Origin of the sequence: uncultured Dokdonia sp. (assembly GCF_947492815.1) — a bacterium.
Classification (GTDB): domain Bacteria; phylum Bacteroidota; class Bacteroidia; order Flavobacteriales; family Flavobacteriaceae; genus Dokdonia.
This window is the reverse complement of record NZ_CANLOB010000044.1, coordinates 1-23348: the sequence shown is the minus strand read 5'-3', so window position 1 is coordinate 23348 and position 23348 is coordinate 1. Positions and strand designations below refer to the sequence as shown.

At 33.0% G+C, this 23348-nt stretch carries 20 protein-coding genes; 2 read left to right on the top strand and 18 right to left on the bottom strand.

All coding sequences use genetic code 11. From position 1 onward, the window contains the following. Positions 1–212: 212 nt before the first annotated feature. The 12 genes from Q1A01_RS22990 to Q1A01_RS22935 form a co-directional block, all read right to left on the bottom strand. Positions 213–635 carry a hypothetical protein gene (locus Q1A01_RS22990; protein ID WP_299685725.1) on the bottom strand — a complete coding sequence of 141 codons (423 nt, stop codon included), beginning with the start codon at positions 633–635 and terminating at the stop codon, positions 213–215. Positions 636–1046: 411 nt separating this feature from the next. After that, a complete protein-coding gene (locus tag Q1A01_RS22985) occupies positions 1047–1538 on the bottom strand; it encodes a hypothetical protein (RefSeq protein ID WP_299685722.1) in 492 nt (163 codons plus the stop codon). Positions 1539–1619: 81 nt separating this feature from the next. Then, positions 1620–2117, bottom strand: a complete 498-nt coding sequence (locus Q1A01_RS22980; protein WP_299685719.1) for a hypothetical protein — start codon at positions 2115–2117, stop codon at positions 1620–1622. 253 nt (positions 2118–2370) lie between these two features. Continuing rightward, positions 2371–3144, bottom strand: coding sequence for a LytTR family DNA-binding domain-containing protein (locus Q1A01_RS22975; RefSeq protein WP_299685716.1), 774 nt, complete (start codon positions 3142–3144; stop codon positions 2371–2373). Further along, complete coding sequence (locus tag Q1A01_RS22970) at positions 3137–4189, bottom strand: histidine kinase (RefSeq protein ID WP_299685713.1); 1053 nt, start codon at positions 4187–4189, stop codon at positions 3137–3139. The genes Q1A01_RS22975 and Q1A01_RS22970 overlap by 8 nt, the downstream gene beginning before the upstream one ends. Before the next feature lie 169 nt (positions 4190–4358). Continuing rightward, the gene (locus tag Q1A01_RS22965; RefSeq protein ID WP_299685710.1) at positions 4359–5111 is read right to left on the bottom strand and encodes a hypothetical protein; all 753 of its coding nucleotides are present in this window, start codon (positions 5109–5111) and stop codon (positions 4359–4361) included. 371 nt (positions 5112–5482) lie between these two features. Beyond that, positions 5483–7030 carry an alkaline phosphatase family protein gene (locus Q1A01_RS22960; protein ID WP_299685707.1) on the bottom strand — a complete coding sequence of 516 codons (1548 nt, stop codon included), beginning with the start codon at positions 7028–7030 and terminating at the stop codon, positions 5483–5485. A gap of 298 nt (positions 7031–7328) precedes the next feature. Beyond that, positions 7329–7847: a hypothetical protein gene (locus Q1A01_RS22955; RefSeq protein WP_299685704.1), complete on the bottom strand. Its 519-nt coding sequence runs from the start codon at positions 7845–7847 to the stop codon at positions 7329–7331. After that, a complete protein-coding gene (locus Q1A01_RS22950) occupies positions 7840–8232 on the bottom strand; it encodes a hypothetical protein (RefSeq protein ID WP_299685701.1) in 393 nt (130 codons plus the stop codon). Before Q1A01_RS22950 ends, Q1A01_RS22955 begins: the two co-directional genes overlap by 8 nt. An 85-nt stretch (positions 8233–8317) precedes the next feature. Further along, positions 8318–9214 (bottom strand): hypothetical protein, encoded by an 897-nt coding sequence (locus Q1A01_RS22945; protein ID WP_299685698.1) that lies wholly within the window; start codon positions 9212–9214, stop codon positions 8318–8320. Between the two features lie 157 nt (positions 9215–9371). Next, positions 9372–10283 (bottom strand): biopolymer transporter ExbD, encoded by a 912-nt coding sequence (locus Q1A01_RS22940; protein ID WP_299685695.1) that lies wholly within the window; start codon positions 10281–10283, stop codon positions 9372–9374. 115 nt (positions 10284–10398) lie between these two features. Beyond that, positions 10399–10704: a hypothetical protein gene (locus Q1A01_RS22935; protein WP_299685692.1), complete on the bottom strand. Its 306-nt coding sequence runs from the start codon at positions 10702–10704 to the stop codon at positions 10399–10401. A gap of 177 nt (positions 10705–10881) precedes the next feature. Between Q1A01_RS22935 and Q1A01_RS22930 the strand changes: the two genes are divergently transcribed. After that, entirely contained in the window at positions 10882–12975 is a 2094-nt protein-coding gene (locus tag Q1A01_RS22930; protein WP_299685689.1) for a M1 family metallopeptidase, read from the top strand. A gap of 116 nt (positions 12976–13091) precedes the next feature. Here Q1A01_RS22930 and Q1A01_RS22925 read toward each other — a convergent pair whose 3' ends face one another. Further along, entirely contained in the window at positions 13092–13610 is a 519-nt protein-coding gene (locus tag Q1A01_RS22925; RefSeq protein WP_299685686.1) for a hypothetical protein, read from the bottom strand. A 188-nt stretch (positions 13611–13798) separates the two neighbouring features. Here Q1A01_RS22925 and Q1A01_RS22920 point away from each other — a divergent pair, with 188 nt between their 5' ends. Further along, positions 13799–15613: a hypothetical protein gene (locus Q1A01_RS22920; protein WP_299685683.1), complete on the top strand. Its 1815-nt coding sequence runs from the start codon at positions 13799–13801 to the stop codon at positions 15611–15613. Between the two features lie 196 nt (positions 15614–15809). Here Q1A01_RS22920 and Q1A01_RS22915 read toward each other — a convergent pair whose 3' ends face one another. From Q1A01_RS22915 to Q1A01_RS22895, 5 genes are all read right to left on the bottom strand, one after another. Beyond that, on the bottom strand, positions 15810–17390 hold the full coding sequence (locus Q1A01_RS22915; protein WP_299685681.1) for an FMN-binding glutamate synthase family protein: 1581 nt from the start codon (positions 17388–17390) through the stop codon (positions 15810–15812). Positions 17391–17640: 250 nt separating this feature from the next. Further along, positions 17641–18012, bottom strand: coding sequence for a ribosomal protein L7/L12 (locus tag Q1A01_RS22910; protein ID WP_299685678.1), 372 nt, complete (start codon positions 18010–18012; stop codon positions 17641–17643). A 15-nt stretch (positions 18013–18027) separates the two neighbouring features. Next, a complete protein-coding gene (locus Q1A01_RS22905; protein WP_299685675.1) occupies positions 18028–19260 on the bottom strand; it encodes a DUF3999 family protein in 1233 nt (410 codons plus the stop codon). After that, positions 19244–21634, bottom strand: coding sequence for a DUF2339 domain-containing protein (locus Q1A01_RS22900; protein ID WP_299685672.1), 2391 nt, complete (start codon positions 21632–21634; stop codon positions 19244–19246). The genes Q1A01_RS22905 and Q1A01_RS22900 overlap by 17 nt, the downstream gene beginning before the upstream one ends. 187 nt (positions 21635–21821) lie before the next feature. After that, entirely contained in the window at positions 21822–22844 is a 1023-nt protein-coding gene (locus Q1A01_RS22895; RefSeq protein WP_299685670.1) for a hypothetical protein, read from the bottom strand. Positions 22845–23348: the final 504 nt, after the last annotated feature.

The window sequence follows — 23348 nt, the reverse complement described above, 5'->3', positions numbered from 1 at the left end:
GTGGTTGTTTTCTGTTTTTTGTAGATTTTAGGACAAAAAACAGAAAACTTTCCGTCTCGTCTTCCTAAATATAAGAAGTTAAATACCTATCCATTATCCAATGGAATGCGATTTAATGATTTTTATGGGAGTTCTATTTCTGACTTTCTATATTGTTTTGCTTTAGAATAAGATGAAAAACCTAGCATTATTTATATGTTTGAGTTATTTTTTCAATCAATCACATCTAGATTATATACCCAGCGCATGTCAGAAAACTTAATATACAATTGGTTATAAGAAGATCCATTAGTTCTATACCTTTTCCATAATTCTACTCTACATCGACTACCGTCTTCATTTACACAGAGATATGAGTAAATCTCATCTCCATCATCATCATAACTTTGACCTTCGTCTTCTATAACATCATAAACTTGTGTTTCTTTTGAAAAAATTCTGATTCTATCTTTATCAAGATCGAAAACGACTAGCACGTTAGTATCTTTCCAATCGCTCCAATCTCCCCAACTATTTGATTCTAGGTATTTGATTGCTAGTTCAGTGGTTCTGAGTTTTAAAATATTTGAATTTTGAGAAACTACAGTTGTTATGCTAGCAAATAATATCAAAAATGTAATTAAGATTTTCTTCATAATATTTAATTTTATAGGCATCGTTAAAAGGTTTAATACTCTAAGGCTTGCCTTGAAATTTAAATTCAATTTTATATAAATACCTTGTAGGTCTGTTTAGAAGTAGTTTTCTATTTTAATGTACATAGTAAAACGTCCATAATGTTTCTACTCAACCTTATGTTATTCAATACCTATAGGCTTGTTAACTATGTGTCATTAATAGTAAAAATACCCTATTAAAATCATGCTTCATTATGGTTTTCCCTAATGGCTATGAAAAAGAGATACAAAAAGTTAGATTTGATACTTACTATAAAATTTTAGGTCGTTTTCTTATAGGAAAGAAGAATTAAAGTGATAAGAAAGAAGAGTTATATCATTATCAAATGGAATGTGATTTAATGACTTGTATGGGAGTTGTATTTCTAATCAATATACTCCTGCTCGAATTTCCCCATCAGAATCAGGAACATAAGCATATATCATTTCACTTTCTACTAGCTTATGGGGTTCTCTATAGATATAAGCGTAACCCCCTTTATTTATGGTTAAATAGTCTTGTAAATCTTCTAAGTTTTCGATAGCATCATTCCAATAGTCTAAATTGCCATTAAATTCAGGAAAAATAACAACCAAACTCTCTTCTGCTTGAATCTTAATTTTGTTTAGTGCTTCTTTCATAAATTCTTTAGTAACAATTCCTTGAGTTATTTTTTTAATCGAATTGTCAATTACTATTAAATCTCTAGATTCCCTATCGTTTAGTAAGTTCTTAAAAGATTCTATAGAGTCAATTAAATATAAATCTTTATTACCTGCTTGGTATGGATATCTTACTGTAATTAAAACTTCATTTTTTTCCTTAATCAATATTGCAACTGTAGATTGATATTCTTTGTCATAGACACTATTTCGTTTCATTCTTGGTCCAATTTTATGAAATGCCAATTATAAACTGATATTACTAAAGGGGCTATATTTTAATTGATAATGCATATTAGTTCAGTTTCTTTTTCGGAACTCTGGAGAGGTATAGTATTCTTCAATACTGGCAATCATTCTATGTTTAACTCCTGTTATAAGTTTTCTTTTGTAATTTTTTTTCTCATACCACCAAGCCAATAGAAAAATAAGCACTACAAGAATAATTTCCCAAGGATTATTATAAACTTTAGGAACATTATAGTAAGCACTAATGCCTATAATTGGTTTCATATATTTTATACCAAAGTACAATAGAATCGTTGCAAAAAAAGCAGCAGATAAAAAAAAGCGTTTATCAAACCTCAATCCTTTTTTTACTTTTTTATTAATTTCTAAAATAGATGTATCATTTAGTATAGTGTGTCTCTCTTGATACATTTGATTTATATATTGTAGTCTGTCTTTAATGTCTTTTTCAGGAACTTTATCATAAACATTTGACACAAAATAAGTATTGTATTCAAGATAGTCTTGTTGTGTGATTTTTAATTTTGGATAAAGATTATAAGAACTCATTTTACTATATGGAGCTTTTAGTAGCTATTTTTTAATCTATTGTCTTAGAGTTGTTTGTGTAAAAAAAAAGTTTAGCACCTTAACTAAATGATTAGGTTGTAAATAAGCAACAAATTAGACTTGTGAAAATTATTTTCATGGATTTTATTCGTATGTGTTACAACGGTTTTGTGTAAGATAAGTTGTGTGTTTCCGTAACTAAATTAGCAAATACAGACTTGAATAGAAAATTCGCAAAGATTTTCATCTAGTATCATTTTAATCCCATCCAAGAATTAAATGCAGCTGTTGTGTTTTGACTTGTTTTTAAGATGTGCGATTTTAAATGAATAGCAACTGTGTTTTTCGTATAACGACTTATTTTTTCAATATAATTTTTACTTACAAGCTCGCTTCGGTTAATCTTGAAAAATTGGGTTGGATCCAATATGTCTTGTAGTTCTTTAAGAGACGTTTGATTTAATACATGCTTTTTATTCGCTGAATCATAAGCAAAAACAACCCCGTAATCGGATTGGATACACATAATATCATGTATTTTTAAAAAGTAGATGCTACCGTTAGATTTTACTGGAATGTATTCTTTATATTCAGGTTTCACTTCTACTTTATTTTGATAATAGGCATCTAATTTTTTGAAGATATCATTGTTATTGATAGTCATGTTGCTTTTTAGCGAAGTGTATTTATGCCACGCTTTTTCAAAGCGGTCATAGGTATAGGGTTTTAATAAGTATTCAATACCACTCGTTTCAAATGCATTCATCCAAAACTGATCATAAGCCGTAGCGAAAATAATAGGAAAATCAACAGTTATTTGATTATAGACTTCAAAAACATTACCATCTCGTAATTCAATATCTGAGAAAATTAGATTAACTTCAGGAATGGTTTCAAAAAATGATAGTGTTTCGGCAACTGTTTCAAGTTCTTTTATAATTTGGATAGGCTCGCCGAGTTTATCTAAATAATTTTTGAGTTTTTTTCTTGCAGGCGCTTCGTCTTCTATAAGTACTACTTTAATCATTATGATTCATTTTAATAAAAGGTAAAATAACTGTAAAACGATCTTCTGTATCTTCAATACGAACAGAAGCGTTTGTTAATAGTGAAAATTGTTCGGATAGATTCTTTAGGGCAATACCGTTTCCTTTTTTCTTTGTATTGTGTACTACTTTGTTATTGGTTATTTTAATTCCGTTTTCAATAGAGATATCTATAATCACTGGGTTTGCTGTGGTTCCTAGATTATGTAGAATAGCATTTTCAATCAATACTTGTAAGCAAAACGGAGGAACAATGGTATGAGATGTTTTAATAGTTTCATCAATGTGTAATTGATAATATCCTTGGTATTTTTTTTCCATCAACTTAAAGTAGTTTTGAGTGAAGGTTATTTCTTCTTGAATCGCAATAAGTTCTCTATCAGCATTTTTTAGGACATAGCGATACAATTCTGAAAACTGTGCTAAAAAATTAGAAGCTTTCTCTTGGTCTTCTTCGATAAGTTGATCTAAAACATTTAAATTATTAAAAAGAAAATGCGGATTCAATTGTGCTTTCAGTTGCTGTATTTTACTTTTTGAATCACTTATTTTATAAGCGTTTATTTTTTTCTTATACGCTCTATTATCTTTAAAATATAAATAGGCTAGGGAGAAACCACCAAAAATGATAAAGTCAATAATTTGACTAAAAATGCGATAGGTTATTTGGTACGAAGAATTAAAGTTTCTAGCGACGGTATTAAAAGAAAGGGAAACCAGTATTCCAAATAGGTTTTTAATAAGTAAATAACTGACAAAACTTATTCCGAAAAATTTGAGATACGTCCATATAGATGGCGTTTGGGTTACCATCTCTTTTTCATTTTTTCTTTTAATAAAGTCTGTAAATATGAATAGGAGGAATCCATCTATAAAAACCCAAAAAGGGGCATCTGGATGAAAGACAAAATCATCCCAAGAACTTGCAAGTCCTATCTTATTTTTGAGCATTAATACCCAACTAAATACAAATAGAAAAAGAATAAAGGTCTGATTCTCTTTTAGATATTGTATGATCTTTTTCATGTAGTATATAATGATAAATATATAGCATTTACGATGAAATTTCATTAAAAAACTCCATCGTAAATTTTTAATTTTATTGGCACCGCCAAAGGGTTTACTACTCCGAGGTTAGTCTCGAAATTGAAATTCAGTTTCTTATCAATTCCTCGTGGACTTGCTCCAAGGTCGTTTATTTATTTGTAGGCCAAGAACTTACCTTGTTCCCTTCTGGGTCATACATTTCTAATCGAACCTTGTTTCCTGAATCTATACAAAACATAGCTCTCATATTTCCATCATCGTCATATAAGAACAAACCATTTGGTCGACCTTTACCAAGATTCCCTAGTTCCAGTCTTTTAGTAATACCTAGTATTCCTTTTTGAGCATATTTATTATAGGTTTCTTTCCATATTTTTTTATCCTTTATAGCATCTAACTCTTCCCATGCTCTTGCTACATTAGATTGGGTAGCGTTTTCTGGTAAATCATTAAAGCTTAATGAACTTCTAGAGCTTTGTTCTCCATTTCGTTTGGTATCGGTATGTAGCAATTGCATAGCCTGATCTCCATCGTATTTATCGAAGGTTAAAGATAATCCGGAGCTGTGTCCGTTTTCTTTCTTTTTACCATCATAAATCAACCCTCCACATTCAATACCGTCTTCGTTAAAGAATAACATTCCGGCACGTTTTTTACGCTTTATATTTACTTCTCTGTTATTTATAGAGTCTTGTCCATTAGGGAATTCTGCCACATTGGTAATCACCATTTTTGTTGTTCCGTCTTTTTCTACGATATTGATGCGTTCTACATCAATGGTTCCGAATTTTTGATTACCAGATTGTTTAAAAGCGACGGAAGCAAATGTTAGTATTCCTAAAGCTGTAGTCATTGCAAATGTTCTTAAAAATACCAGTTCTTTTTTTGTGTTTTTCATCATAATTAGATTTAATGTTGACACAAAACTGCAAGCATTTCCCCATTTAAAAAATGAGTTTCTGATGAATGCAGGAAAAATTATATAGAACTAAGGAAAAGTGGGGTAGAGTGAATTACCAACATATATTAGAAACTACTGATTTTTATTTTGTGAAGGAGTTTGTTTTATTGGATGTTTGTGGGATGCGATTTAATGGTTTTTATAGCTTATAGATACTTGATTTAAGCACCAGTTACAAACTGGCGCTAGCGGAGGATTTTATATTCTCATAAGTAAACATACCTTATACAAATTACACTCCATTACGGATTCCCGTAATCTATATCAAAAACAAACTGTATACTCTTTCGCGTAAGCGTAAAAACTAAATATTACTCCTCCCTATAATACCGCTTATGCATCTCATCAATATACTTATTCACATCCTCCCCACTATGAAACTCAGGAGGAGTCACAGTACTTCCAGTTTCCCGCGAGGCTTTTTCAGCTAAGGCAGCGGCATGCATTTTTTGAATTTGAGAGGCATGGGGTTGGATTTGAATCGAAGGATGTGCTACAGGAGGAATCACGCCTTTCATAGGATCATCCATTCTGGGGGTTGAAAGCGTTTGTACATCGGTTACGTCTGGTGCGGCTTTATCACGTTCGGTGAGTGGAGGTAAGTCAAAACAAGCTTTTAAAGTCGCCAAAATAGACGTATGATCTAATGGCGTATCACTTTTAGTACGATATACCGTTCCTGCTTCGATCCACGGAGAAATAAGAACCGTAGGAACGCGAACACCAAATCGGGTAAAGTCAAAACCAAAAGCTTTTGAGGTAGCAGGTGGCGAGACTGCATTTGTTGGTGGCGGCACATGATCGTAACAACCTCCATGTTCATCATAGGTAATAATGAGTAGCGTATCTTTCCAATAATCAGACGATTTTAATGCGTTATAAATTTCAAGAAGATAGGCATCCCCTAAAGCAACATTATAGTTGGGGTGTTGGCTATTTCCTTTGTGTCCCCAAATCGGCTCTAGGAATGTGTACGTCGGTAATTTTTTATCAGTTAATGCATTTTTAAAAGTATCAAAACTTCCTGTCATGCATCCTGGAGGATAGGGTGTTTTAATATCTTGACAGAAAGCAACCGTATATGGGTTTCCGTTGTTTCCAAAAATACCCCACGAGTGGTTATGATCTGCTAAGTGCTTAAAGATACTTTTGGCACTGTATGATTTTACTTCGTCATATAAATACCCTTGGGAAGTTCCCATATGCGTAAAAGCTCTATTGGGAAGCGTTTCTGTTGGCGCAGAACAATACCAGTGATCACATACGGCATAACCTTTCGCTAGTCCAGAAAGTACGGGTAGCATATCTGGTGTATAGATCCCCATAATGTCTTTGGGCTGCACATTCATTAAATCTGGAACTTCAGATACATGGTCGGATGGAGGCGAAGATTTTAACCATTTTTTATAGGCATCACTGTGATATTTATGATATGGAGTATCGGATTCTTTTTTCTTTTTGGGAATTAATAGTGGATCGTCTTTTTCTTCTTTCTTTTCCAGAGGTCCATTGTTAATAGTACTTTGAAAATCGCGTACAAAGCCTTGATTGTCTTCTATACCTTTAGGGAACGGAGGTTGTCCAGCGCCAAATAGTTGAAAATTGGTATTAGCAAAACCTTCTCCTGGATCTTTCTTAGGCATAAAATACGCATACGGATCGTCTTTCTGGATAGGAAATACCTTGATCTCATTTCCTGCATTGTCAAGATTACTTTCTTTGCCTGTCAAGCCTTCAAAGGGATGTCCTAAAGGAGATACGTTATTGTTGTCTTTATATAAATAGCCCAACATACTGTCGAACGAGCGATTTTCAAACATCATCACAACAACATGTTTAATTTTGGTAGCATCCGTCATAACTATAAATAGATTAAATGATTTGGTTAATAGTGTCTAATATAGTCTGAAAATGAGTTAATTACAAGTGTTTTTGTTGTCTGTGTTGTAAAATTGTTGTGTACGCTTTTGTACTTTGACGTACTCAGTATAAACTTCTGCACCACTTTGTTCTTTGAAAGTGTATACTAAAAAGTTGGGAACGGTATTTTGAGGAATAAGCTATTAGATCCTAATAGCATCTCTGTATATAATTGAGAAAGTATTTGTAGCCTTTTTTAATCCCTATTAGTGATTTCTGTTGGTTTCATCATATGTTTTAATAACCACTTTTTTTCTTTTTCTTTAAAGGAGATGGCGGCGGCGGCGGCGGTGGCGGAATCGTAATGAGTCCCGTTTTTTTATCAGATTCAACATCTAGCATTTCTATTTTAGCTTTGCTAACATAGTGTAGATCGTCTACTAATATATTGTCTCCAGTTTGAAAATTGATAAATAATTGCCCAAATTCTTCTTTGGTTTCTTTATTAAAAAAATGAAAACTATATACTAATGGGTTTTCTTTTAGCATTACTAAATAATATGTTACCTCAAGTGTTGAAGCATCTATATCTGCTTCTAGTTGCTTGAGATAAGAAGCAATTAATTCTGTTTCCTCACCTTCATACCAGTCACTTATTTTAGCTTCTTTATTTTTATCAATTAAGACGTTTCCAATAGTTTCACATTGAAGTACAAACTTTTTAAATTCATCACTAAAGATTTTTCGCTCTTCTTGAGCAAAGAGGTTTATCGATATACATAGACTGATAACAAATAGAATCCTCTTATTATCCATAGATGAGTTCAAAATGGTTAGTAGCTCTTCGTATATTCATTTCCCATTTTTTTAGTTCTTTGTCCATTGTCAATTCAGCAAGTCTATCGAGAAGATAACTTCGTAGTTCATCTACGGTTAGTTTTTTATGAGTTGGTTCAAAGAGTATTTCTGTTTTCCAGACATTAGGAATAAACCATAACCAATTACGCCATTTCTGAGTCATCTCTGCTTTTTTAATGGCCTTAAATATCACACCGTCACAATCGCAAAATAATTGATCTTTATATAGCTCATTAAAAATAGCATCTTTTCTAGTATAAATGAACTCATCAAAACTAATGTAATCCATAATATCATCATCATACCATCTATCATGTGAGATATTTAAAATGGGAAAGTTCATTTTTAGAGTTTTTTATATCGTTAAAAGAATACAATATATTACTATTTAAAATTACAATAACTTTTGGATTCGTATCAATAATATATTACTTTTTAAATTTACTCGGAATTTTAAAAGGCTTTACTTGTTGTTTGTTCGTTTCTTGATGAACAATGGATAATAACATTTTTAGAAGTGGAGATGCTAGGGTTGGATATTTGTAGCGATAGCCCATATGTGTTTTTCTTTTGGTGTCAGTGACTACCTGTATTTTGATCAAAGCGCCATGCGTTGAAAGTCCAATATCATCTATTTCAAAATGGAAAAAACTACTTGTATTTACATCTTTTTTTAATTGATGACGTTGCGTTTCTGTCAACGTACCTTTGTAATAATGAAGTGCAGACTCGTCTTCTTTTTTATAGGAACTCGTCTTTTTAAACACTTTAAATGTTCCGTCGTGATCTATTTCTAAATAATTGTAAAATTCTTGATGCCAACCTTTTGTTTTCCATGATACTCTAATTTTTGACCAATTTATTTTTTCGATAAGCGTGTTTGAATTGTATAATTTAATGGTTTTGAAATAGTCAGGCATATAACTTGAATCAGAAATAATCAATTTTGATTGATCCCAAAACCTATTCTTTAATCTTGCTGAAATTGCGATGGCAGATCGATTTATAGGATTCAAGTAGAGACTATCTGAAGTTCGTTGGGTTATTTTAAACCATGAATTTGGAATAGAATCATAGCAAGGGATGACTATAGTTTGACCGTTTTCTGTAGTTGTGCACTCTCGTTCAGGATACTGATGTTTAATTTTTAAAGTATCGTTTGTTATACTATAATCTCCAAAAAAATCAAAAATATCACTGGTAACAAAACGATCATTTTTTGAAATAAAAGAACGTTGATTATCATATAACCAAGTTCCATTTAATTCTTGGCCAATTACAGCAAAGGAATTAAGACTTAAAAGTATAGCAATAAATAATTTCATTGTTGGCTGTTAGTTGCTCAAATATCACTCAATAGTATATGGTAAAAAAACGATAATGTGTAAAATGGTCTTTTGAATGAGTCAAAGTACTATTCATGCATCAAGATTATAATAGGGGTACTATTTCTAGTCTTTACAATACGTCTACGTATGTTTCTTATTGAGGTTCTTTCTCTGATATTCTCATAGGATATACCTTTCTGATTTCAGTAAGCTGTTCTTTGGTAAGTTTTTCTAAATCGGTATGATATCTTTCTTTTGCAAGTGTGGCTCTTAATGCTTTTATTTCCCCAGAAATAGCTTCTTGAACCTCGACATACTTAGCGAAACTTGCTTTTCTATCAGATTGATATATGATCATTGACTCAGACGTATTTTTAGATACATAGTCATGAATTTGAGATTTTAGTTCTTCTAAACTTACTTTTTTACCATTTACTAAAACTTTATTTTCTCCATTTAGAGCTACTTTTATAGCATTCTTTACATCTGATGTTGTAGTTTTCATTTCTTCTATAGCAGGTAATTTTCTAACTAATCCGCTATCATTTGTATAATTGATGGTTTCAAATAAGACAAAGATATTCATCTTATAGTATTCCAATTCGAAGTCTTCTTCATCAAGGACTTCCAACATTTTAGTAGCAAGTTTTGCAGGTGTAAATTCATCTGTATTTGACTGATTGATAATATTCATGACAGATTGTAATTTACTTTGCGAAAGATCCCCTAGTGCTGCTATGCAATTTTGATATGATTCAACATTTTGTTTTACATCAATGGCTGCTATCTTATTCATAAATGATGAGGAAGGCCACTGGCTAAATGTATTCTCAGTTGCCATTTTTTCAAATAATGCCTTATAACTTTTTCCAGAGGTATCTTCTAGAATTTTTTCTGTAATTAGTGATTGTTCAAAATCAAAAAATGCTTTTTTATACTGAGTGCCTTGATCATCGTAAGTCTCATAAATACAATTTATTAATTTATATTCTACTCGTTCAGATTGCTTTTGACAAGAAATGAATAGGCTTCCCAAAACAAAAAGTATACAGAAGTGGTATTTCATAAGATAGTTGATTGTGCTATGTTGCTATTAGTAATTTCAATATATGACGAAAAATATCATAGTATGTAACATCTAAAATTACAATAACTTTAATGATCATAGCCTAAAGTCTTATTTAATTCTTAGTATACTTCAGAAACCATTTATATACACTAGGATCTGAATACATTTCTGTCCATGCATCATGGCTGTCACTATGGGTAGCGGTAAAAATATGATCGTATTTTTTGTAATCAGTATTGGCGATACTGTTGGTTTTATGAAAAGAAACCCCTTCTGATTCCAATCTAGCAATTTTACGCTCAGCATTGTTATAGTTTGCTCTACGATCTCCAGTGTTATGCGAGTTCCAAATAGGAAGTTTTCTTAAAGCATTATAATCAGAAATACCGTGATTTCCTCCATAAAACAGGATTTTCAAGAATGGTCATACAGTATTAGAATATCATAATTCGTTGGGTATTAAATATACAAGATTTTGAAATGAGCGTGATTTGGTTGTATAATTTGGATTTAATACTCCTAAATTCTTGTGAAAATATACGATACATGCATTTTTGATATCGTGTAAGCCATGAGATAATTGTATTTTTAAACCATGAAATATCTAATTTCTTTTATGGTTACTGTGTTCGCTTTCGCGAAAGCGTATACACAAGACATAGCACCGCAAACAGCGACTGTAGATATACAAAGTATACGTGCATTAGTCACACCTATCTTTGAAACCAAAAGTATAGCAGGACAGGTATGGGTGAGTTTTAAGCCTTTTGAAGATGTCGCAGAAGTACGTTTGGATGCTAAGCATATGTCGGTCACAGATAGTTCTGATATTGCGATAGTAACAGCACAAAAAGAACATATCGTTTTTAAAGGAGATTTTAAAGCTTCCCAAAAATATACCGTACAATTTGCCTATAACGCTACGCCAAAACAAACCTTATATTTTGTCAATGAAGGAGGGAATGATCAAATCTGGACACAAGGACAAGGGAAATATACTTCACATTGGTTGCCTAGTATTGATGATGTAAATGATAAAATAGAGTTTGATATTTCGGTAGTTGCTCCGTCCAATTATCAGGTGATTTCCAATGGGAAAATGATAAAAAAAGAAACACTTGGAGGATCAACGGTTTGGAGTTTTGATATGCAACAACCTATGTCTAGTTACCTAGTAGCCCTAGTTGTAGGAACGTATCAACAAACAAATTTCCCATCTACTTCTGGGGTTCCGTTAGAGTTTTATTACTATCCTGAAGATGCTTTTCTAGCAGAACCTACCTATCGCTATTCGAAACAGATTTTTGATTTTTTTGAAAAGGAAATTGGTGTTCCGTATCCGTGGCAGAACTACAAGCAAATTCCTGTAAAGGATTTTCTGTATGCAGGTATGGAAAATACAGGTGCGACGATATTTTCAGATAATTTTGTAGTTGATAGTATTGGGTTTACAGATCGTAATTATGTAAATGTCAATGCGCATGAATTGGCACATCAGTGGTTTGGAGATTTTGTAACTGCTACTAAAAGTAAGCATCATTGGTTGCAAGAAGGTTTTGCTACGTACTATGCCTTGTTAGCAGAACGTGAAATATTTGGAGATGATTATTTCTATTATAAGTTATACGAATCGGCAGAGCAATTACGTGAGTTAAGCGATAATGGGAAAGGACAAAAATTGGTAGCTACAGGCGGAAGTAGTCTGACGTACTATCAAAAAGGGGCCTGGGCTTTACACATTTTAAAAGAGACGGTGGGGGTGTCCGCTTTCGCGAAAGCGGTTAAAAATTACCTTACAAAGTATCAGTTTAAAAATGTCACTACCGATGATTTTCTTGCTGAGGTAGAAGCCGTTTCAGGGCAAGATTTGACAACCTATAAAAAGAATTGGCTTTATCAGAGTGCTTTTCAAGCCGCCGAAGCATTAGAATCCTTAAAGAAATCGTCGTTTATGCGTTCTTATTTTGAACTGCAAGCCTTACGACCACTTTCTTTAAATGAGAAATATAAACAGTTGGACAATGCCTTAAGACTTCCTAATGATTACTTAGGACAGGAAGCTGTATATCAACTTGTAGGTACAAATTTGCAGCAGAGTATAGGTTTGTATAAACAAGCTTTTAGTAGTAAGAATACCTTGGTGCGTCAGGCCATTGCTACCTCTGTAGAACAGATTTCCCCTCCTTTAGAATACCAATTTGAGAGTTTTTTACGGGATGATAGTTATGTGACACGAGAGCAAGCTTTTTTGAAGTTATGGCTTTTATATCGTGCGAATACGAATTTAAAAAAACAAAAAGCATTGCTTACGCAAATGGAAGATCAGTTTGGGTTTTCTGATGGGAATATCCGTACCTTATGGCTTACATTAAGTCTTGCCACACAAGAGTATAAGAGCGATGAAGCAGGAGCACGATATGATGAGTTAGTATCATATACTGGAGCAATGCATCCTTTTCAATTACGCGAAAACGCATTTCAATTCTTATCTCAAATCCAATCCTTTAATCGCACAAGCCTTAGAAATCTAGTAGAAGCCTGTACGCATCATAACTGGCGATTTAGAGAAAACTCCCGTAGGCTTTTAAAGCAATTAGTCAAAGAAGAGCGTATCAAAGATATTATGACCAGTGTTAAGCCCTTATTGTCTGAAAAGGAATTGGCGTATTTAAAACGAATTGATTTATAGTTTATTAGGGTATAGGCATAGTATTGTCCCGAATTTATTTCGAAATCTCAATATGCTACATTTAGAACGAGAACTTGAAACAAGTTCAGATTGACATACTACTAAGATACTAGTAATTAAATAAGCTCAGCGACTTCTCTTTTGATATAGGTAATTCCAGCTTCGCTAGGCGCTTGCTGGTCCATAAGATCTTGTAAAATAGTCTCGCGTAGCTTATCACTATTATCTATTTTTCCACTCATATTGGTTTTACGAATGATTGAAATTGTTGCATTTTTTGCGGTACGTACAACATTCCAACATTCTTCAGTAACATAAATTTGTTGTGCTAAGTTATGCTCAAACTCTTGTTCAATACTACGAAGTAAAAGTGCTTCATACTCATTTTTATCATCGCTATAAGGTTTTACACGTATAAGTAAACTTCCAGGAGAGATACGTTCTAAGAACAGTGTTAAACGTTCATACGCTTGTAATTTTTGGGGTAGTGCAGAAGATTGGTTAGCCTTATGCAAAAGAAAACGCCTTCTCCCTTCTTCACTTTTGGTATACTGACTAAAAAAGTAATAGGAAATACCTGCAACAACAATTGCTGGAAGTAAATTAAAGGCTAGGTTAACTAAATTTTGTTCCATGGATGTAAAATTTGGGATGACTAATGTAAATGATTTATAACAGTTTTACAACGTGTACAGTATATGATTGTTGTATTTATTATGTGAAGGACATTTAAAATTTCATCTTTTTTTCAAAAAAATGAATTTTAGGGGTAACAATATTTAAAGAGGGTTGATATAGGGGTGTAACAACAAAATTTTTAATTATGAAAACGCTTAGAATTTTAACCATGATCATGATAGCTTTCACTTTAGTATGTACTTCTTGTGAACGCGATGATAATTTTACAGATGATAATTCAGATACACCAGATGATACGGTGATTATAGATGATAATAATGATCCAACTGATACGGGGAATCTAGATCAGTTTTTTGGAAATGTAGTCAATCGAGACTTTTTTGGTCAAGTCGTAGACGAAAATAATAATGCGATACAAGGGGCTCTTGTAAAAGTAGGGGCACAAATGGTAGCAACTGATGATAATGGAATTTTTTCTGTGGAGAATGCTTCCGTGAATGAGCAATTTGCATATGTGCGAGTAACGGCTTCTGGGTATGTAACCAGTGGTAGAGCTTTACGCCCTACCGATGGAACCAATCGTGTAAAAGTCATGTTATTGAGTGCAGATGTAACTGCTACCGTAAACAGTGGTGTTTCAGAAACTGTACAATTAGGAAATGGAACTAGGGTTGCTTTACCAGGTGATTATATTGATGAAAATGGAAATGCCTATTCAGGAACTGTAGATGTAATTTTAGATTACTTAGATCCTGCATCTGAAGATTTAGATGCGGTAATGCCAGGAATGTTATATGCAGAGGATGTTACAGGAGATGAGGTATATCTTGAAACCTTTGGAATGATCTCTGTTGAGTTACGTGATGCCAGCGGTAATGAATTGAATATAGATCCTAATAATCCTGCAGAATTACGTTTTCCTTTAGATCCAGCATTGCAAGGTGTAGCACCTACTACTATTCCGTTATGGAGTTTTGATGACGAACTTGGATACTGGATAGAAGATGGTCAAGCGGTATTGCAGGGTAATGAGTACGTAGGACAAGTATCTCACTTCTCTTTCTGGAATTGTGATGCCCCTTTTCCTGTAGTCGATTTTTGTACAACAATATTAGATGATAATGGAAATCCTTTAGCAAATACAACGGTAACGATTACAAGCCCAAATACACCGTATCCAAGATCTGGGGTGACCGATCAAAACGGACAAGTATGTGGAAAAGTGCCTTCTGGATTAACCATGACAATTGAAGTAGTAGATTTATGTGGAAACTCAGTGTTCTCAGATGTGATAGGACCTTTTGCTGGACCCACTACCCATGGACCTATTAGTGTAAATCCTGGATCATCAACATCACAACAGGTGATTGGAAACTTTAATGATTGTTCTAATAATCCAATTACAGATGGATATGTAGTGTTAACATATGGAGGAAATATATTTTATGAGCCAGTAACTTCTGGAACTTTTGATATCTTTTTAATTAGCTGCCCAGCAAGTAATGTGTTTACTTTAGAAGCGATTGATATTACAAATCAGCAGTCAAGTGGTGTGATTAACTATACGTTTACACCTCCTACAACGATGTTAGGTACTATTACTTCGTGTAATGCAGTGACAGAATATATAGAATGGGAAGCAGAAGGCGTACAACATTTCTTGACCTCTCCAATAAACACCTATGATAATGGAAATTCTTTCAGTCTTAATGCTAATAATGGAAACGAGTTTTTCTATATGAGTAGTTCAGATACTGTAGTAGGAACATATACTTGGGGTAATGGTATTCAAGCGCCTCCTGGTTCTTTTGAAATGGAAATGTTTGAAGTGCTATCTCAAATTGATATAGATTATAATGCTCCTATTAATATCACATTCCAATTAAATGCGTTTGGCGCCGTAGGAGATTATATTGATATTACATTTTCAGGAACCTATTCAGATAATTCGGCAGTAGTGCAACCTATCAGTGGTTCGGTACATGTACTTAGGGATTAATGCATATTATTCTAAAAAGAAGAACCCACTTGTGTTGAGTGGGTTTTTTTATGTTTTGTCACTTCACTCTCCTTAGGGTTGTGAATCTCGTCAACTCGCTTTATCATTTCATTCTCCCTCTGGTCGTGAATCTCGCAAGTTCGATTTCGCGAACCTGCCTCGCTGGCAAGCAGGAGCGTATAAAGAAATATATGAATTATGCATGTGCTTTCTCCATTTCAGCTTTATTTTTCCCTCCTAAATACTTGCAATCGTACAATTCTTGCATACCGTTAAAAGGAACAGGTGTTTTTTTGTAGCAATAGGTTTTATCTAACTCTGATGAGATTTTATTATCATTTAAATTGATCTCAATATCACTCATTTTAAATTGACATGGATGCTCATAACCTGCGGCATGAGTAATTTCGATAAATTCTTTTCTGAATGTCTTAAAATATTGTGCAAGTCTATCAGATTTGAGTGGGACATTAATTCCGTTTTGGAGCCATTTACTTTGTGTCGCGACACCAGCGGGACAACGATTGGTGTGACATATTTGAGCTTGAATACAACCAATACTCATCATGGCTTCACGAGCGACATTAATACAATCTACTCCCATAGAAAAAGCCATAGCAGCTTTGGCAGGAAACCCTAGTTTACCACTACCAATAAAAACAATGTGTTCAGAGAGTCCTTGCTCTTGGAATAAACGGTATAAATCACTAAACCCATAGACCCATGGTAAGGATACGTGATCTGCAAAACTAGGTGGAGCAGCACCCGTACCACCTTCACCACCATCTACCGTAATAAAGTCAGGACCTTTTCCTGTTTTCTTCATAATATCAGCCAGTTCTTCCCATTGTTCTAACTTACCAATGGCAGCTTTTATTCCTACAGGTAATCCTGTAGCTTCGGCTATTTCTTCGATAAAGTCAACCATTTCTGGTACATTAGAAAATGCTTTATGAGTAGGAGGGGAGAGTACATCTTTACCCACTTCTACACCACGTATCTTAGCGATTTCTGGTGTGATTTTAGCACCAGGTAATACACCTCCTTTTCCAGGTTTTGCACCTTGTGAGAGTTTTACTTCAATCGCACGAATAAAAGGATTGTCTTCTACCAATTTCACCATTTTCTCCATAGAGAAACCTCCATCTGCTGCACGAACACCAAAATAGCCTGTTCCGAAGTGAAATACCACATCGCCGCCATTGCTATGATATGGAGAGAGACCACCTTCACCAGTATTATGATACGCACCTGCAATCTTTACGCCTCTATTTAGAGAATCTATGGCTTTGGCGCTAAGCGAACCAAAACTCATCGCACTTACATTAATAATAGAAGCTGGACGATAAGGTCTTCTTCGTTTGCGATGCGCACCAATTACTTTGGCACAAGGCAAAAAGGTTTTATCAATTTTATTCGGGTGATTATCGGCTATTTTATAAGGCATCATCGCATTATTGATAAATATATGGTGATGCGCATAGATATCTCTATCTGTTCCGAAACCTTCGTAGTTATTTTCTTTTTTCGCGGAAGCGTAAATCCAACCTCTTTCAATACGATTAAAAGGAAGTTCTTCTCTGTTATTAGCTACAAAATACTGACGCATTTCTGGACCAATACTTTCTAGCATATAACGTATATGACCTACAATAGGGAAGTTATGGCTTATGGTATGTTTACGTTGAAAAATATCACGTAGCGCAATAAATGCAAAAATGATAAGTAGCCAACCCCACCAAGCAATGTTTCCTAAAAATTCTAAAATAGTATCCATAGATGAATGTAATTTTTCTTAAAAATACGATGGTCTTTACGAATGGTCAAATTATATATTAAAATTCCTTTTCGATATGAGTCCTATCGTTAAAGTTATTTAGATTTTTTCCTATTCGTTATAAAAATGTTCTTTTTCACTCAATCTCTATCTTTTTATTATTTCGTTGCGCTGCTATGGAATGCAACAAAAACTTCAATCAGTCAAAAAAACTGTTTTCTACTTGAATCAAAAAAACTAAATCATTGATTTATTTAGTGATATACAAATACATTAATATCATAATAATCACCACAAGAAATATAATGATATAGGTTTTAGAACCTGTCTTTGATCTTTCAATAAATGGTGTTTTTTGCTGTTGATGACTTTTTATAGTCTGAGATGTTTTTATGTTATTTGAATCCTTAAATAATTCTCTTGGAATCATATCAATTGTATGATTTTTGCCATCATAATAATTAGGATCTTCATCTAAATAATCTACGATGTCTTTCGCTTCTTTTAAACCCACTTGCAATTGCTCTCTTACCAGTTTTATAGCTGATAATTTCTTCTGATTATTAATGAGTGAAAGAATTTCAGTTTTATTAAGAAGCGTATTGTTTATAGAAATTTTCATAGTTGAATCTTTCACTTATTTCTGTTTGATCATTTTTAATGAAAAACCACCTAGAATAAGGATAATAAGTCCCATAATTCCCCAAAGCCATAGTTTGTTTTCAAACAAGGGAGCAGTAGTAGTGGCTTCAGGTTTTTCAATAATGATTGGGTCACCAAGTGTTATTGTTTTTATTTCTGAAGGAATATTTTCTTTAAACTTTGTAATGTCATAGGTAGGATTGCTTGCATACTTTTTTCCATAGGTGATGAAATATGTAGCAGGTTCAGTAAAGCGTGCAATGAGTTCGTGCGTATATCCTTTTACAGAAAGATCACCATAGGTTAAAGGTTGGTTATCTTGATTATGAATACGAATTTTTAGTTTTTTGGCGGTTGTACTTGTTGCTTTAAATTCGTTATTACCTTCAGAGCTCAATACACCAGATGTTAGTGTACGGTAGTTGTATTTCCATCCTTGTTGTGTTTCAAGACTATCTGCTAGATATAGGATAGTGACGGGTCTATAATAATCAAAAGATGCTGTAGGGTTCATTTTTAAATAACTTACAGGAACAGCATGTTGAAGTTCAATACTTATTTCGGTATGTTTTGCTTCTTTGTTTTCATTTGTAGTTATTGCCTTGATATCATATGTTTTTAAAGAGCCTTCTATGGTATGTTGTTGTGAAATACTCACTTTTCGTAAGTCGGGCGCTTTCTTTGTCGCCACACGTAATTTAAAAAAGCGATACTTTGCATCTGGAAATGTAAGTTTACTAAACTCAAAATCGGTAGCATTATTTTTAATGGAAACAATGCGGTAGTTTTCTGTAATAGTATACCACTCTTGTTGATTTTGACTTCCTTCTAGTGTAAGTTGCCAATCATAATTTTGTTGTCCAAAATCCAAGTCTATTTGATTGATTGCTGTTTCTGATGGAACCTCAAAAGTATAGAAATAACCAGTATCATTATGTGATGTATTCAGCGTGTTGAAAGTGACTTCATTACTCGTTATTTGATCGGTGGTTTTCTGGAGGAAATAAGGTGCTTCGATGGTATCGTTATCTTTTGTGATCCCGTATAATCTAATGTCAGTAAGCTTTCGCGAAAGCGTACCAAACATAGTTTCTGGTATCACGATCTTGTGCCATTGATCCTGAATTCCTTTCAACTCACGTTTATATGCGTATTCTTGCATTTGCCCATACGAATATGAACATACAAGCAGTAGTGTTCCTATACAAATATTAATCTGTCGTTTCATTAGCGATAGTGTTTTTGTACTTATTATATAAAAATGAAATGATCAATAACAATACTCCTAAGGATACAAAAACAATCGTTTTTGAAATGGTATTAAGGTGGGCAATATCATATACAAAAAGTTTGATAAGTGTAATAGCAAATAATATAATGGCCATAATACGCAGATATTGTTTCTTTTTCCAGATACCTAATCCGATAAGTAGTAATGCGTAGATACCCCAAAGAATACTAAGTCCAAGTTTATAGGATTGTTCAGATTCACCCATATCCATCCAATGAATTAACTCACTACTAGCAATCCAAAGTAAGGATATGTGCAATAGGATGTCAAATGGGATGTGTAGTTTTTTATGAATAAATTTTTGTCGTGTGATGGTATAACATAAGAAAAGTGCAATGGCTACAAATACAAAAGATACATAGCGTATGCCTATATAAAAGGAACCTCTAGGATAGTATTCTGATAATGTTTGTGCTAAATAGGTTTCTCTTAATTCACTTAACTCATAGAGTCCGCGGAATAAAAAAGCAAAGATCATGAGTGTCATTAAAACAAGACTTATATAGGTTAATGACTTGCTTTTAATTTTCTTAAGATTCAAAAATGCAAGTATTGCGAAAAATAGCAACGAGTAATTAATCGTCCAGATAGTTTCGAAATTTCGTAGGCTGTAGTTAAAATATCGATCTATATAAGTTTTACTATCCATCTCTTGAGAAATAGTACTGTCATTAAAAAGTTGATCCCAATATGCAGTTAGTTCTAATCGTATAGCCATATAGCTTATAATAATAACAACGGATGGAATGATAAATGAAATGATATTTGAAAGTTGACTTTCTGCCTTAAATGGGGGAGTATGCTTTTTATGACTATTTAAGTATTGGATGCTTCCAAATGCTCCAATAACAAATAGGGATGTTAAAAAATGGATATTAACAATAGGATCAAATTTTATGGATGTATTATAGGTACCATAGACATTGCTCCAATCATGAATAAGACTAAAGAAAGCAATTGCCATTACAATATATGATAGCTTTTCGTATACAGGAATCTGCTTTGTTCTTCCAATCCAGAAGAGTAGTACTGCTTCAGTAGCCCATAGTAATGTTACCCAATTACCATCTAATTGTACAGGTATTGTAATGGTAATAAATACAAGTACCAAACCTGCTACCAAATAGAATAGATTCTTATCGGCAAGCTTTTTACGATAGATAACAATACTCACTATAAAGTGGATCACTGCATTGCATAGTGTAAATAGTCCAACTAGTTCTTTGCCCGTTTCATGACTGCTTAGTATAGCGTAGCCTAATCCATAAAAAATAAAAGAATTGAAGAGTAGTAAAACAATATTCTCAATACCGAATTTTTCATTTTTAATGAGTTTGTAGGCTAAAAATGTGAGGTAAAAGATGACAAAAAAGATAACTGAAAACGTAATGGCTAGATGGAAGTGTTCTTCTAATTGGTATTCTGTAACATACCAAATTAGAAAAATAAGCCATGTAAGTCCAAATGATGAATAATACAATGGTTTCCAGTATTTCTTAAATGAAATAATAAGAATGCCTACGTTAATAATAGCCATATAGCTAAGCAAAACAGCGACTCTTCCTGAGCCATCACTCAGTAAAAATGGGATGGCATATGCACCTACGAGACCTATATGTGCTATCACTTGTTTGTTATAGTTTATGGCAGCAATGACACTAAAAATGGTGAATACCACCATAAGGCCAAAGGCCATGGTCTGAGGAATTAAATCATAGAAATTATAAGCAGAGAAGGTAATGAAGTACATGATGGCAATAGCGCCACTTACGAGTACCGCACTATAGTTTTCATATTTTTTCTTGAGCTTAATGCCAAAGCCTAAAAGACCTATACCCGCTAGGTATCCTAGAATGATTCTAGTAAGCGGACTCACTAAATCATTTTCTATAGAATATTTTGTACCTAAAGCAACACCAATAACGGTGATAGCAATTCCAATTTTATTAATTAAGTTCTCACCTATAAATTTCTCTAATTCATTTTTAGTTTTAGATGTTTTCTTTTTTGGACTTCTAGTTTTTGGCTGTAGAACTTGCTCTTTTTTTTGCTCTTCAAAAGAAGTGATTTTTGAAGGTGGTGTAATAGCTACAGATTCTTTAATAGGAGTAGATTCAGGGATAGGAGGGATGCTTGGTTTTTCTTCTTCCTGAAGAAACTCATTTCTAACTTCATTTTTTAGTTCATCATCTTGTACTTTCTGTATCTCATTTCTTAAAAGCGTAATATCACTAGAAATAGATTCTTGCTTTTGCAATAGTCTTTCTACAGCTTTAAAAAGCTGATTGATCTTATGTTGATTTTCTGTCATGTTTTAGATGATAAGATGGTTAGCCTTTTGATACACACTATATAAAAGCTCAGTATCAAATCTAGGTATTACTAAGTAACAGGTTCTAATGATTAAATATAACTTAAATTATTGTAGTGAATTATGATTCGTATGTAGTTATACTTTTTACAAAATAAATAGCTATACTATTTTATAAGTTGTACTATCATTCGCGATTACTTAGTTGGAAACTATTTATTGAGCCAATAGCTTCAAATACATTGTCTTGATCTTCTTTTTTATTCCAACCCTTAGCAGATAATTCAGCTCTTATTTCACTTTCAGATTTGTTATTTTCTAATAAATAAACAGCATATTCCATTACTTTTTCAGGAATTTTTTCAATGGAATAGCTCATTAAATTGATTGCGACTTTAGATTGTGCTATAAAGAATGGTAATGTTATTTGAAGAATCCAACTTAAAATAAGTCCTAAAGGACCTGTATTTAAAGTTTTGATCATTAATCCGCTTTCTACACGTAGTTTGATAAATTCAAAAAAGGTAATACCTAACAGTCTTTCTTCTGTAATTATTATATAATACTGGGTATATAAACTTATCAGAAAAACACCAATAGCGATACCTCCTATCATTATTTGAATTCTAGAGTAATCCACATAGTTAGTTTCCTTTAAAATGTTACTAAATAAATACCCTATAACTAAGCCTATAATTAATTCATAAACACCTATGAAATAAACGAATGTTTGCGTTAAAAAGCCAACGGTTAATCCGATTATAATTGAAATAAGAATTCCTCCTAATAGTGTAAGTGTTAGGTTAGGCTTTTTTGATGGTTTAGGTTTAGGTAATATTGGGGGTATTTCATAATCAGCCCAATTAGTGTGGTTTTCATATTCAGTTGTTAGTTCTATAATTTTTCCACTAGCCTTATATTCTGTAGCTAGTTTTTTGAAAACAGCAATAAATAGACCTGTTCTTAATGAGTTCCTTCCAACATCCCAAAAATGAGTGTCAATTGTTTTACTGTGTACCTTAATTTGTCCTGAATTACTTTTAGTTACAGTTATTTTTTCGGTGGGTTTATTAAAACTATTTTTTCTTTTGGCTTCAATAGATTTTTTATCAGTAAAAACAACAATCCATTCTAATTTGTCAAAAACTTCAAGTATCAATGGTATGATTTGATTATCAGTGAGATCTGTTTTAAATGATTCAGAAAACATAGGTTTATACTTAAAAACATGTTTCCTTTTAATACTATATTGTAAGTTTTCTATTTCAGCGTGCATTTTTTATAGGTGTCTGTATTTTTATCTAGATTAAGAACATGAAATATGGTATTTTAAAATAGTATGTTCATTGTCTGTTCAAGTGTTATTGAGAAACTATACGTCTTGTAATATAGGTTTTAGTTACACTTACCAAGATAATCAGTAGTCATCTGATGATAAAAGTGACACGGAAAGTTATTCCTTTTTTGTGCTTCGCATTTTACAAAAAAGCAATAACAACCACCCTTTCACCGCATGTTAATTACCAAGATAATCAGTAGTCATCTGATGATAATAGTGACACGGAAAGTTATTTCTTTTTTGTGCTTCGCATTTTACAAAAAAATCAATAACAACCACCCTTTCACCGTATGTTAACTACCAAGATAATCAGTAGTCATCTGATGATAATAGTGACACGGAAAGTTATTTCTTTTTTGTGCTTCGCATTTTACA

Bases quoted from the DNA above. Each gene is read 5' to 3' on its own strand.
- Q1A01_RS22990 (WP_299685725.1), bottom strand. From the start codon at position 635: ATGAAGAAAATCTTAATTACATTTTTGATATTATTTGCTAGCATAACA.
- Q1A01_RS22980 (WP_299685719.1), bottom strand. From the start codon at position 2,117: ATGAGTTCTTATAATCTTTATCCAAAATTAAAAATCACACAACAAGAC.
- Q1A01_RS22970 (WP_299685713.1), bottom strand. From the start codon at position 4,189: ATGAAAAAGATCATACAATATCTAAAAGAGAATCAGACCTTTATTCTT.
- Q1A01_RS22975 (WP_299685716.1), bottom strand. From the start codon at position 3,144: ATGATTAAAGTAGTACTTATAGAAGACGAAGCGCCTGCAAGAAAAAAA.
- Q1A01_RS22965 (WP_299685710.1), bottom strand. From the start codon at position 5,111: ATGATGAAAAACACAAAAAAAGAACTGGTATTTTTAAGAACATTTGCA.
- Q1A01_RS22925 (WP_299685686.1), bottom strand. From the start codon at position 13,610: ATGGAACAAAATTTAGTTAACCTAGCCTTTAATTTACTTCCAGCAATT.
- Q1A01_RS22905 (WP_299685675.1), bottom strand. From the start codon at position 19,260: ATGAAACGACAGATTAATATTTGTATAGGAACACTACTGCTTGTATGT.
- Q1A01_RS22940 (WP_299685695.1), bottom strand. From the start codon at position 10,283: ATGAAATACCACTTCTGTATACTTTTTGTTTTGGGAAGCCTATTCATT.
- Q1A01_RS22955 (WP_299685704.1), bottom strand. From the start codon at position 7,847: ATGGATAATAAGAGGATTCTATTTGTTATCAGTCTATGTATATCGATA.
- Q1A01_RS22945 (WP_299685698.1), bottom strand. From the start codon at position 9,214: ATGAAATTATTTATTGCTATACTTTTAAGTCTTAATTCCTTTGCTGTA.
- Q1A01_RS22920 (WP_299685683.1), top strand. From the start codon at position 13,799: ATGAAAACGCTTAGAATTTTAACCATGATCATGATAGCTTTCACTTTA.
- Q1A01_RS22930 (WP_299685689.1), top strand. From the start codon at position 10,882: ATGAAATATCTAATTTCTTTTATGGTTACTGTGTTCGCTTTCGCGAAA.
- Q1A01_RS22910 (WP_299685678.1), bottom strand. From the start codon at position 18,012: ATGAAAATTTCTATAAACAATACGCTTCTTAATAAAACTGAAATTCTT.
- Q1A01_RS22900 (WP_299685672.1), bottom strand. From the start codon at position 21,634: ATGACAGAAAATCAACATAAGATCAATCAGCTTTTTAAAGCTGTAGAA.
- Q1A01_RS22960 (WP_299685707.1), bottom strand. From the start codon at position 7,030: ATGACGGATGCTACCAAAATTAAACATGTTGTTGTGATGATGTTTGAA.
- Q1A01_RS22915 (WP_299685681.1), bottom strand. From the start codon at position 17,390: ATGGATACTATTTTAGAATTTTTAGGAAACATTGCTTGGTGGGGTTGG.
- Q1A01_RS22950 (WP_299685701.1), bottom strand. From the start codon at position 8,232: ATGAACTTTCCCATTTTAAATATCTCACATGATAGATGGTATGATGAT.
- Q1A01_RS22985 (WP_299685722.1), bottom strand. From the start codon at position 1,538: ATGAAACGAAATAGTGTCTATGACAAAGAATATCAATCTACAGTTGCA.
- Q1A01_RS22895 (WP_299685670.1), bottom strand. From the start codon at position 22,844: ATGTTTTCTGAATCATTTAAAACAGATCTCACTGATAATCAAATCATA.